This is a genomic window from Streptococcus sp. V919, from assembly GCF_054353475.1.
The window spans coordinates 150,495-162,815 of record NZ_JBTHHY010000001.1; the positions used below are offsets into that span (position 1 = coordinate 150,495).

A 12,321-nucleotide genomic window follows, 5' to 3' on the forward strand; every position below is an offset into this window, starting at 1 on the left:
AAAGGAGTTTTCATATGAAAAAATCTAAATTATTATCGCTTTTAGCTGCAGGGGTTGCGGTTACAACATTGGCAGCATGTTCAGGTGGTTCAACTAATTCATCAAATTCTTCGAGCGATACAACTCAATCAGAAGAAAAAGCTGATAAGAGCCAAGAATTAGTAATTTATTCTAACTCTGTTTCAAACGGACGTGGAGATTGGCTAACTGCTAAAGCAAAAGAAGCTGGTTTCAATATTAAAATGGTTGACATTCCAGGAGCTCAGTTGGCAGATCGTGTTATTGCTGAAAAAAATAATGCAGTTGCTGATATGGTATTTGGTATTGGAGCTGTTGATTCAAATAAAATTAGAGATCAAAAATTATTGGTACAGTATAAACCAACATGGTTAGATAAAATTGACCAATCTTTATCAGATAAAGATAATTATTACAATCCTGTAATTGTTCAACCATTAGTTTTGATTGGTGCTCCTGATGTTACTGAAATGCCTAAAGATTGGACTGAGTTAGGTAGCAAGTATAAAGGTAAATATTCAATTTCTGGGCTCTCAGGTGGAACAGGGCGTGCTATCTTGGCAAGTATCCTTGTTCGTTATCTAGATGATAAAGGAGAATTGGGTGTTTCTGAAAAAGGTTGGCAAGTAGCTAAAGAATATTTGGAAAATGCGTACACTCTTCAAAAGGGTGAAAGTTCAATTGTTAAAATGTTGGATAAGGATGACCCAATCCAGTATGGAATGATGTGGGGTTCTGGTGCATTAGTTGGACAGAAAGAACACAATGTTGTATTTAAAGTAATGTCTCCTGAAATTGGTGTTCCGTTTGTAACTGAACAAACAATGATTTTGAATACTAGTAAGAAACAAGCTTTAGCTAAAGAATTTATTGATTGGTTTGGTCAAACAGACATCCAAACTGAATACAGCCAAAAATTTGGTTCTATTCCAGCGAATAAAGATGCTGTAAAAGAATTACCAGAAGCAACTAAGAAATTTGTTGATCAAGTTAAACCACAAAGTATTGATTGGGAAGTTGTTGGTAAATACTTAGACCAATGGGTTGAAAAAGCTGAATTAGAATATGTAAAATAGGGCATAAGTGTAATTTTTAAAATTCCAAGTCTCTCTAATGTTTCTGTACACACAAAAGAAATTAAGAGGGACTTTTTATATATTAGTAAAGGAAGTTAATAATATGATTAAATTTGATAATATTCAAATTAAATATGGTGATTTTATCGCGATTGATAATCTTAATTTAGATATTCAGGAAGGAGAATTCTTCACCTTTCTAGGACCTTCTGGATGTGGTAAATCAACAACTTTGAGAGCTTTGGTAGGTTTTCTAGACCCTTCATCTGGAAGTATTGAGGTTAATGGCACAGATGTTACGCACTTGGATCCTGAAAAACGTGGAATCGGGATCGTATTCCAATCTTACGCACTATTTCCAACAATGACAGTTTTTGATAATATTGCATTCGGTTTAAAAGTCAAAAAAGTTGCTCCAGATGTTATTAAAGCCAAGGTTTCTGCAGTGGCTGCTAAAATTAAGATTTCAGATCAACAATTGCAACGTAACGTTTCAGAATTATCTGGAGGACAACAGCAGCGTGTAGCTTTAGCTCGTGCTCTTGTTTTGGAACCTAAAATCCTATGTTTGGATGAACCCTTGTCAAACCTAGATGCAAAATTACGTGTGGATTTAAGAAAAGAGTTGAAACGTCTTCAAAAAGAATTGGGAATTACAACTCTATATGTTACACATGACCAAGAGGAAGCGTTAACGCTATCTGATAGGATTGCTGTCTTTAATAATGGTTTTATTGAACAAGTTGGAACACCAGTAGAAATTTATCATAATTCTCAAACAGAATTTGTATGTGATTTCATTGGAGACATTAACGTACTTACAGATGAAACTGTTCACGGAATTCTTCTAAATAATGCTCATGTTCTTTTGGAAGATAAAAAAGGTTACATTCGTTTAGAAAAAGTTCGCTTCAAACGTGAAACGGATCAGGATTTTGTCTTAAAAGGTTCAATTATTGATGTGGAATTTTCAGGAGTTACAATTCGCTATACTGTTCAGGTATCTGAAAATCAAATTCTTAATGTAACAAGTATAGATAGTCAGTCAGCTATTAGATCTGTCGGAGAAAGTGTGGAATTATTTATCACACCATCAGACGTTCTGCAATTTTAAGGAGGTGCAGTATGCGTCATAAATTAAATTGGAAAGATTGGCTCATTCGTTTAGGCTTAATCTGGTTCTTGGTAACTTTCATCATTTATCCAAACCTTGATTTAGTAGTTAATGTATTTGTGAAAGGTGGGGAGTTTTCACTTGATGTCGTACAACGAGCTCTTAAATCTCAACGTGCGATTCAGAGTATTATGAACAGTTTTAAGTTAGCATTCTCACTGATTATAACTGTTAATGTTGTTGGTGTACTTTGTGTATTGTTTACAGAATACTTTGATATTAAAGGAGCTAAAATATTAAAACTAGGATACATGACGTCACTAATCTACGGTGGAGTAGTTTTGGCTACTGGTTATAAATTCGTTTATGGACCATATGGAATGATTACCAAATTTTTACAAAGTATTATTCCATCTTTAGATCCTAACTGGTTTATTGGTTATGGTGCAGTTCTATTTATTATGACATTTTCTGGTACTGCTAATCACACCTTATTCCTAACTAATACAATTCGTAGTGTAGACTATCATACTATTGAAGCTGCACGTAATATGGGTGCAAAACCATTTACAGTGTTTAGAAAAGTAGTATTGCCAACTCTAATTCCTACTTTATTCGCTCTGACAATTATGATTTTTCTAAGTGGGTTATCAGCAGTAGCAGCACCTATGATTGTTGGTGGGAAAGAATTCCAAACTATTAACCCAATGATTATAACATTTGCTGGAATGGGAAATTCTCGTGACTTAGCCGCCTTTCTAGCAATTATTTTGGGTATTGCCACTACGATTTTGCTTACTATTATGAACAAGATCGAAAAAGGCGGAAATTATATTTCTATTTCTAAAACGAAAGCACCTTTGAAAAAACAAAAAATCACATCTAAACCATGGAATATCATTGCACATATTGTAGCTTATGCTTTGTTCACTGTTTTCATGTTACCATTGATTTTCATTGTATTGTATTCATTTACTGACCCAGTTGCAATACAGACAGGAAACTTATCATTATCAAACTTTACTCTTGATAATTACAAATTGTTCTTTAGTAATAGTGCTGCGTTTTCTCCATTCCTAGTCAGCTTTATATACTCTATCATTGCAGCAACTACTGCAACAGTTCTTGCTGTTGTGTTTGCGCGAGTAGTTCGTAAACATAAAGCTCGATTTGATTTCTTGTTCGAATACGGAGCTCTTCTTCCTTGGCTATTACCAAGTACACTTCTAGCAGTTAGTTTATTGTTCACTTTCAACCAACCTCAACTTTTAGTCTTTAACCAGATTCTAGTTGGTAGTTTAGTAATTTTGCTAATCGCTTATATTGTTGTAAAAATTCCATTCTCTTATAGAATGGTACGTGCTATTTTATTTAGTGTTGATGATGAGATGGAAGATGCAGCAAGAAGTATGGGTGCTTCACCTTTTTATACTATGATGAAGGTTATCATTCCATATATTTTACCGGTTGTTCTCTCTGTTATTGCTTTAAACTTTAACTCTTTATTAACTGACTTCGACTTATCTGTATTCCTTTACCATCCCCTAGCTCAACCATTAGGTATTACGATTCGATCTGCAGGTGATGAAACAGCAACATCTAATGCACAAGCTCTGGTATTTGTTTATACAATTGTTCTGATGATTATTTCTGGAACGGTATTATACTTCACACAAAGACCGGGGCGTAAAGTAAGGAAATAATCATGACAGCCACTAGTTTTGGGTTATCAAATATTGAAATAGTTGTCAGGATTGTTTTATCAGTGGTCATTGGTAGTATAATTGGTTTAGAGAGAGGGAGCAAATCCCAGCCTGCAGGCATCCGAACTTATGGTATTGTTTGTCTAGCTTCATGTTTGATTATGATGACGAATGAATTTGTATCTTATAAGTTTGGGACAGGAGATCCTACACGATTAGGAGCTCAAGTTATATCAGGTGTGGGTTTTCTAGGCGCTGGAACGATTCTTATTACTGATAAAAAGAAAATTACAGGTCTGACAACTGCAGCAGGCATTTGGGCTTCGGCAGGAATTGGATTAGCTATTGGAGTAGGTTTTTATGAGGGTGCTCTTTTAGGAGCCATTTCTGTTTGGGGTGTGATATCCATGTTCCAACCACTAAAAAAATATCTACAAAATCGTTCTAAAATGATTGAATTGTATATAGTGGTTAAATCTACAGAAGCCTATAATCGTGTATTGGTTTATTGTGCAGAAAATGGTATCAGAATGACCGATTCAAGAACAGCGTTTGGAGATGTTAATTCTGACAGAATTGAATACTTTGATGTTCCAGACAAAAGAATAGCATCATTTATAACTCTAGAACTTTCAGGTAAGTTTGAGCATCTTAAACTTATGGAAGAAATAGCAAATATTGTTGGTGTTATTTATGTTGAAGAAGTTAGTTGATATAGAATAAACAAAGGGGCAGTTATTCTTGTCCCTTTGTTTTTTAGGTGATAATTGACTTGAAATTATTTGCAAAGTATAAGGATTAACATAAATGAAGGTATATAATATTAATTTTGACTGTGGAAGAATAACGTATTCTGAATATAATTCTTTAGTGCAAGTATATAAATTTCATTCTTTTTATGATATTTGTGAAATTGTATTTTCGTCTTCTTTACCAGCTGATGATATATTAGCAAAAGTTATTGTTAAGGAAAAGATTATTCCGATCTTAGACTGCTATGTCCAAATGTTATTAGATACTTTTATAGTTTCAATTGATTTTACCGAAAATGATTTTTTATATTTTCGTGGTAAGTTATTTTCATACAAGTTTATCAGTTGTGAAGTAGAAAAAATTGTAAAGAATAAAAATTTTAATTGTCAATGTTATTTTTTTGAATCGGAAGAATAGAGTATAAAATAGAAAATTTTGAAATTAAAGTTTTTGTTAAGATACATTAAAATGTTTTACTAAATTCTCTTGTTAAAAAAAGTAAATATTGTATAATAATATTAGATAAATCATAAATGGAGGACTAAAGTGAAAAATTTAAACGGTAAAAAGGTAACTATTTATGATATTGCGAATTTATCAGGTTTTTCTCCAAAAACTGTTTCACGTGTTATTAACGGTGGTGAAAAGGTAAAAGAAGAAACTTATCGAGCTATTCAAAAAGTCATTGATGAGTTGTCGTATGTTCCAAATGCATATGCAAAAAATTTGACTAAGAAAGAAACTACAAATATTTTGATTTCCGTTAAAAAGATTGATTCTTTTCCCTTGATTTGGTTTCAAACTTTACTAGATAGAGTTCTACAAACTTGTAAAGAGTTTGGTGTAAACGCTATTGTTGAATACTTTGGTGAAGAAGATACGATCAGGAATTCAATAATTTCAAGTACAGGAAGCTTAATAGATGGAGTAATAGTATTTTATGAAAGTAAAGACGATATTCGGATTAATTATTTACAGAAGAATAATATGCCTTTTATAGTTTTTGGAGAATCTCGAACACCTGATGTTGTTTATGTATCTAATAACAATTTTCAAGCCACTTATGATATGATGGAATTAGTAACAAAAGAGAATATTAAAAGTATGTTGTTACTTATGGGAGGGGAATCTCTTGTTAATAAGGATCGTGAAAAAGGTATTCGTACTTTTTTGACTGATAAAAATTATTTAATGGATTTGCAAGTTATTTATGGCTTAACTACAATTGATTCAGTTTATTCATATGCAATAAATAATTTATCTAATCAAAATCATCCGGATATGATATTTGTTTCTGGGGATGAGAAGGTTCAAGGGCTGATTCGTGCGTGCTATGAGAAGGAGATTACCATTCCTGATGATATTTCAATAATTGGATTCGATAATATTCCTATTTCGCAATATTATACTCCAGCTCTGTCTACTATTTCTCCTAATTATGCTATGTTAGCTCAAAAAATGATAGAAGGTGTTTTAGCAATTATTAACGGTGAAAATATAGAATCCGTTGAAATATCTTCAAAAATTATTAGAAGACAAAGCTTTTAATCGGTAAAAAATACCGATTTTTTATTTGATAAAATATTAAAATAGTAGGTAGATGTATTTCTATGAATCAATTTTTTGCAGAAATTGGACTATCTATCTGATGCATAACTGGTTAAGTTGTAGCAGTATAGAACCTTGTATCTTCATAGAGTATATTGAAAGATATTTGCGATAATTTATATTGTATTCCGTATATCAAATGTACAAAACAATAATAATTCAAATGGTGTGAACTTTTTGGTAAAATCTAGCTCAATTTGTGTATTTTTAGGGTAAAATTCACACCATTCAAATGAAAGTTATTCAAATTAGATGAAATTGTTCTTTCTAAAAACATGGAAAAACATTGATTTTAAGCGGATATTGAAACTTATTCAAATAAAAATGTTTCCAACCAGGTCTTAAGAAAGCTCATAAAGCATCAAATAATAGAAAAATAAAATTTAATATAAAAAAACCTCACCAGAAAAATTCTGGTGGGGTTTTTGGTGGGGAACCAATCAATTTTGATTTATTTTTAACCTTTTATAATAACTGAAAATGCTGTTAAATCAACCATTTCACTTCAAATCATGTTTATAAATCATTCCCACTCTACAGTTGCAGGTGGTTTACTCGTAATATCGTAGACGATGCGATTAACGTGGTCAACCTCATTTACGATACGTACTGAGATTTTTTGGAGAACTTCCCAAGGAATCTTCGCAAAGTCAGCTGTCATTCCATCGATAGAAGTGATAGCGCGGATAGCGATAGTGTAGTCATAAGTACGGCCATCTCCCATAACACCTACTGAACGAACGCCAGTGTTAACAGTGAAGTATTGCCAGATGTCGCGGTCAAGACCTGCTTTAGCGATTTCTTCACGAAGGATCGCATCTGATTCACGAACTGTTTCAAGTTTTTCTTCAGTGATTTCACCCATGACACGGATGGCAAGACCTGGACCTGGGAATGGTTGGCGCCATACGATATTATCTGGCATACCAAGCTCAGTACCGAGGGCACGAACTTCATCTTTGTAAAGAGTATTTAGCGGCTCGATGAGTTCAAACTGCATGTCTTCTGGAAGTCCACCAACGTTGTGGTGAGACTTGATGGTTTGAGCAGTATCAGTACCTGACTCGATAACGTCTGTATAAAGAGTTCCTTGGGCAAGGAATTTCACATCTTTCAGTTTACTTGCTTCGTCATCAAAGACATAGACAAACTCGTTACCGATAATCTTACGTTTTTGTTCAGGATCAGAAACACCTGCCAATTTATCCAAGAAACGTTTGGCAGCGTCAGCTTTGACAATATTCAAACCAAACTTACCACCAAGCATATCCATCACTTGATCGGCTTCTCCTTTACGAAGAAGACCGTGGTCTACAAAGATACAGATCAATTGATCGCCGATGGCTTTTTGAAGGAGGACCCCAACAACAGAAGAGTCAACACCACCAGAAAGTCCGAGGAGGACACGTTTGTCTCCAACTTTTTCACGGATTTGTTTGATTTGCATCTCGATGAAGTTATCCATAGTCCAGTCACCTTTGGCACCACAGATATTCAAAGCAAAGTTACGGAGGATATCATAACCGTGAACTGAATGACGAACCTCTGGATGGAATTGGATACCATAGATTTTCTTGTCTGGATTTTCGATTGATGCATAAGGACAGTCAGCTGATGTACCAGTACGAATGAAATCAGCAGGAATTTCTGTAACAGCATCTCCGTGGCTCATCAAGACAAGTTGTTCTTCTGGAGTTCCAGCAAAAAGAGCAGATTCTGTGTGAGTCAATGTTGATTGACCGTATTCACGGTTACCAGCATCGCCTGCAGGAACAACCTTTCCTCCAAGCTTGTGAGTTAATAGCTGCATACCGTAGCAAATTCCCAAAATCGGAATACCGAGTTCGAAAATTTCAGGATCAATATCAAACGATCCTTCTTCGTAAACAGAGTTTGGACCACCTGAAAGTACAATCCCGATAGGATTGATAGCACGGACTTCGTCAGCCGAAATCTTGTGACTTTTTAGTTCTGAAAAGACACCAATCTCGCGAATTCGACGGGAGATAAGTTGGTTATACTGGCTTCCGTAGTCCAGTACGATGATCTTTTCGACATCTTGCAAATCAGTTGAAATGTTGGTCATCTTTTCCCTTTCTTAAAAGAAATATCTTCTTGAATATTCTATCATAAATGAATCGTAATTACCAACTAAACAAGTGATGTTTGACTTTTACATATCAGATACGGTACAATGGAAAAAATAAAGAAAAGAAGTGAGCAAGCATGTTACCAGCTTATATGAAAATCCATGACCAAATCAAAAAAGACATCGATGATGGACATTGGAAGATTGGAGAGAGGCTTCCTAGCGAGCGAGATCTAGCTGAGGAATTTGAGGTTAGTCGCATGACCTTACGTCAGGCTATTTCTCTCCTAGTCGAAGAGGGGGTTTTGGAGCGTCGCGTCGGTAGCGGGACCTTTGTGTCTAGTACTCGAGTTCAGGAAAAAATGCGTGGAACAACTAGTTTTACAGAAATCGTCAAGGCCCAGGGTAAAACGCCATCTAGTCACCTGATTTCTTACCGCAGAACAATCCCAACAGAGGAAGAAGTTGAAAAACTAGGCGTGGAGCCAACTGAGAATATTATTCGTATGGAACGTGTTCGTTATGCAGATCAACTACCAGTTGTTTATGAAGTAGCTTCCATTCCTGAGAAATTTATCAAAAATTTCAAAAAAGAAGAAGTAACCAAACACTTTTTCCAAACCTTACAGAAACATGGTTATCGAATTGGGAAATCGCACCAGACTATTTATGCTCGCTTAGCCAAGGAAAAAATTGCTCATTATCTGGAAGTAGAAAAGGGGCATGCTATTTTAGGTCTGACTCAGGTTTCTTACTTTGATGACGGGACAGCTTTTGAGTATGTAAAGAGTCAATATGTCGGGGAACGTTTTGAGTTTTATCTAGAAAATAATTAAGTGTAACATCTCTCTTAAAGTAGGAAATCATATCTACTTTAAGAGTTTTTTATTTGCTTTAAAGTAGAAAACATTTTCCCGTTGAGAAAAATAGTAATCATACGAGTATTTTTACAAGATTCGTGTTATAATAGTTAGGTTATATGGTCCCGATAAGGTGGTCGGACTTGATTGTAAATTAACTTCCTACCAGTTCTTTGTAACTCTATAACGAATATTTTTTAAGGGGGGACATTTTTATGTCAGAACGTAAATTATTCACGTCTGAATCTGTATCTGAGGGGCATCCAGATAAGATTGCAGACCAAATTTCAGATGCTATCTTGGATGCTATTTTAGAGCAAGATCCAGAGGCGCACGTTGCTGCTGAAACTGCTGTTTATACAGGTTCAGTCCATGTCTTCGGTGAAATTTCAACAAATGCTTATGTCGATATTAACCGAGTAGTTCGTGATACCATTGCAGAGATTGGTTATACCAATACTGAGTACGGTTTTTCTGCGGAGACGGTTGGAGTTCACCCATCTTTGGTAGAACAATCTCCTGATATTGCTCAAGGGGTTAATGAAGCCTTGGAAGTTCGAGGAAACGCAGATCAAGATCCACTAGACTTGATTGGAGCAGGTGACCAAGGTCTCATGTTTGGTTTTGCGGTGGATGAAACAGAAGAACTCATGCCATTGCCAATTTCACTTAGTCACAAATTGGTTCGTCGTTTAGCAGAGCTTCGTAAGTCTGGTGAAATTAGCTATCTTCGTCCAGATGCCAAATCACAGGTCACTGTTGAGTATGATGAAAATGACCGTCCAGTGCGTGTGGATACAGTTGTTATTTCAACCCAACATGATCCAGAAGTGAGCAATGAGCAAATCCATGAAGATGTGATTAACAAGGTCATCAAAGAAGTGATTCCAGCTTCTTACCTGGATGATGAGACAAAATTCTTCATCAATCCTACAGGTCGTTTCGTTATCGGTGGGCCTCAAGGAGACTCAGGTTTGACAGGTCGCAAAATCATCGTGGATACCTATGGTGGTTACTCACGTCACGGTGGTGGTGCCTTCTCTGGTAAGGATGCGACAAAGGTTGACCGTTCGGCTTCTTATGCAGCTCGCTACATTGCTAAAAACATTGTTGCTGCAGGTCTTGCTAAGAAAGCAGAAGTGCAATTGGCATATGCAATTGGTGTAGCTCAACCTGTATCAGTGCGTATCGATACCTTCGGTACGGGAACAGTAGCTGAAAGTAAGCTTGAAAAAGCAGCGCGTCAAATCTTTGATCTTCGTCCTGCAGGGATTATCCAAATGCTGGACCTCAAACGTCCGATTTACCGTCAAACAGCGGCTTATGGACATATGGGACGTACAGATATTGATCTTCCATGGGAACGCTTGGACAAGGTAGAAGCCTTGAAAGAAGCAGTGAAATAAAAAAGAAAAAGATTGGTCTAAGGACCAATCTTTTTATGTTTAAAATTAGTTATCCAAGATTTTTACAAAAGCCCAGTTTCCAATAGATTTTGTTCCGTATTCTAACATCATCGAATCTAGTAATTCATACTTGTTTCTTTCATAGAAGCAAACATTTTTTTCAGTACTAGTAATCAAGCCCAAGCGTTTGCAGCCTTTGGATTTAAGATAAGGTTCAACACCTTCTTGTAGAAAAGTACTCCCGATTCCTTGGTTTTGACTAGAAGCGTTGACTCCTAACATCATCAAATACCAGTCAAAATTTCCTGATCTTTTCAAATGCTGTTCGGAACGTTCCACCAAATCAAGATATTTCAAGAGATTGCGCGGAGCAATAAAACGGAAAAGCTTGACAATACCATTCAGCAAATAAGATAGAATGGAAAAATCCTTTTGTTGCAAGAGGGCAACGGCCAGGATTTCCCCGTCTTGTTCAGCTATCAGACAGGTCTCTCCTTTGATATAGAGTCTGGTCAGAATGCTATCCAACAATTCTAGAAAGGCTGGGTAGTATTCTGGTTTCTTTAAATCATCTTTGATAAGAGTCATAAAAGGATAGTCCATAAAGGCACCAGCCAACACTTTCCCGATTTTTTGATATTCATCTAGTCTGGCTTCTCTGTATACTATTTCTTTCATATCAAACTCCTTTATTAGGTCTCTCTAACTATTATAACGAAATCTCTTTCATTTTTCGATTTTAATGTGAAATATTCACAAAAAGTATAAAGAAATGAAGTTTTTCTAAAATTTCTATTAGAAAAGTAGGTGTGAAAAGACCCCACACGGTTTAACCTTGCGGGGTAGATTTAAAGTCTAGTTAGAATCTATTTTGTTGGAATTGAAATTTCAATCAATTTATCAGAATAGAGGGTTTTGATATTTGCTTCATCAATAGCTTGTTTATCAATTTTACGATTTAAGAAGAATTCTTGGATTTTCTCGATTTCTTTTTCACGGATTGCACGGTGTTTATTGGAAATGAGGATTTCGTAATGAAGCGGTGACTGAGTAAAAATAACATCTGTATTACCTGCAGAATAAACCTCTACAAGCGTTGCGTCGGTGCTTTCTAGCTGACTTTTAACAAGTTGTGAGTGTGAATTAGTAGTATTGATAAGCTTCATAGGGTTTCCTCCTGTATTTCTATGTCTATTATAGCACTTTTTGGGAAATTTGGTAGAGATAGTTTAAATTTGATGTTGTTTTTTCCAAGCTTCGATCGCCCATTTGTGACTTCCACGTTTTAAGTTAGCGATAGCTTCATCGACTGGGAACCAAGCTAGATGATTGAAGTCTTCGAGAGGTTTTTGAATTTCTTGGTAAGAAGTGGCTTCGTAGAGATAGGCTGGATTGTAGTAGTAGGTATCACGATGGCTGGAATAGAAATATTCATCCGCTTGTCCGTAGTAGGTACCGATTTCAGCTGTAAATCCTAATTCTTCAATCAATTCTCGTTTGAGAGCTTCGAGGTGATTTTCACCTTCTTCAATTTCGCCCCCTGGTAAGAACCATGCACCATTTGGAGCTTGTACGAGGATAATCTTTTCATGGTTTGCATCAGGTATGACTGCATAAACGCCATATCTATTTTTGTAGGTTACTCCCTCTTTTTTGTCTCCAAATGTTGGATTTGCCATAAATTTCTCCTTCGT

General features: G+C 35.6%; 12 protein-coding genes. 8 read left to right on the top strand and 4 right to left on the bottom strand.

The annotated features are described in order from the left end of the window. Window positions 1-14 precede the first annotated feature (14 nt). The 6 genes from ACXYSK_RS00770 to ACXYSK_RS00795 all read left to right on the top strand — a co-directional run bounded on the left by ACXYSK_RS00770 (window position 15) and on the right by ACXYSK_RS00795 (window position 6,212). Complete coding sequence (locus ACXYSK_RS00770; protein ID WP_458624708.1) at window positions 15-1,094, top strand: extracellular solute-binding protein; 1,080 nt, start codon at window positions 15-17, stop codon at window positions 1,092-1,094. A 103-nt stretch (window positions 1,095-1,197) separates the two neighbouring features. Further along, window positions 1,198-2,208, top strand: a complete 1,011-nt coding sequence (locus ACXYSK_RS00775) for an ABC transporter ATP-binding protein (protein ID WP_458624709.1) — start codon at window positions 1,198-1,200, stop codon at window positions 2,206-2,208. Between the two features lie 11 nt (window positions 2,209-2,219). Further along, a complete protein-coding gene (locus tag ACXYSK_RS00780; protein ID WP_458624710.1) occupies window positions 2,220-3,911 on the top strand; it encodes an ABC transporter permease in 1,692 nt (563 codons plus the stop codon). Window positions 3,912-3,913: 2 nt separating this feature from the next. After that, complete coding sequence (locus tag ACXYSK_RS00785) at window positions 3,914-4,624, top strand: MgtC/SapB family protein (RefSeq protein WP_458624711.1); 711 nt, start codon at window positions 3,914-3,916, stop codon at window positions 4,622-4,624. A gap of 94 nt (window positions 4,625-4,718) precedes the next feature. Continuing rightward, window positions 4,719-5,081, top strand: coding sequence for a hypothetical protein (locus ACXYSK_RS00790; protein ID WP_458624712.1), 363 nt, complete (start codon window positions 4,719-4,721; stop codon window positions 5,079-5,081). A 129-nt stretch (window positions 5,082-5,210) separates the two neighbouring features. Further along, window positions 5,211-6,212, top strand: a complete 1,002-nt coding sequence (locus tag ACXYSK_RS00795) for a LacI family DNA-binding transcriptional regulator (RefSeq protein ID WP_458624713.1) — start codon at window positions 5,211-5,213, stop codon at window positions 6,210-6,212. A 583-nt stretch (window positions 6,213-6,795) separates the two neighbouring features. Here ACXYSK_RS00795 and guaA read toward each other — a convergent pair. After that, window positions 6,796-8,358 (bottom strand): glutamine-hydrolyzing GMP synthase, encoded by a 1,563-nt coding sequence (guaA, locus tag ACXYSK_RS00800; protein ID WP_254726948.1) that lies wholly within the window; start codon window positions 8,356-8,358, stop codon window positions 6,796-6,798. 140 nt (window positions 8,359-8,498) lie between these two features. Here guaA and ACXYSK_RS00805 point away from each other — a divergent pair, with 140 nt between their 5' ends. Both ACXYSK_RS00805 and metK read left to right on the top strand, forming a co-directional pair. Continuing rightward, window positions 8,499-9,197, top strand: a complete 699-nt coding sequence (locus tag ACXYSK_RS00805) for a GntR family transcriptional regulator (RefSeq protein ID WP_303943734.1) — start codon at window positions 8,499-8,501, stop codon at window positions 9,195-9,197. 239 nt (window positions 9,198-9,436) lie between these two features. Then, the gene (gene metK, locus ACXYSK_RS00810; protein WP_458624714.1) at window positions 9,437-10,627 is read left to right on the top strand and encodes a methionine adenosyltransferase; all 1,191 of its coding nucleotides are present in this window, start codon (window positions 9,437-9,439) and stop codon (window positions 10,625-10,627) included. A gap of 45 nt (window positions 10,628-10,672) precedes the next feature. On the opposite strand, the gene ACXYSK_RS00815 is transcribed toward metK, so the two are convergent. The 3 genes from ACXYSK_RS00815 to ACXYSK_RS00825 all read right to left on the bottom strand — a co-directional run bounded on the left by ACXYSK_RS00815 (window position 10,673) and on the right by ACXYSK_RS00825 (window position 12,306). Continuing rightward, on the bottom strand, window positions 10,673-11,305 hold the full coding sequence (locus ACXYSK_RS00815; RefSeq protein WP_458624715.1) for a GNAT family N-acetyltransferase: 633 nt from the start codon (window positions 11,303-11,305) through the stop codon (window positions 10,673-10,675). 188 nt (window positions 11,306-11,493) lie between these two features. Further along, complete coding sequence (locus ACXYSK_RS00820; protein WP_458624716.1) at window positions 11,494-11,793, bottom strand: DUF1827 family protein; 300 nt, start codon at window positions 11,791-11,793, stop codon at window positions 11,494-11,496. Between the two features lie 63 nt (window positions 11,794-11,856). Then, window positions 11,857-12,306, bottom strand: coding sequence for an NUDIX hydrolase (locus ACXYSK_RS00825; protein WP_458624717.1), 450 nt, complete (start codon window positions 12,304-12,306; stop codon window positions 11,857-11,859). Window positions 12,307-12,321: the final 15 nt, after the last annotated feature.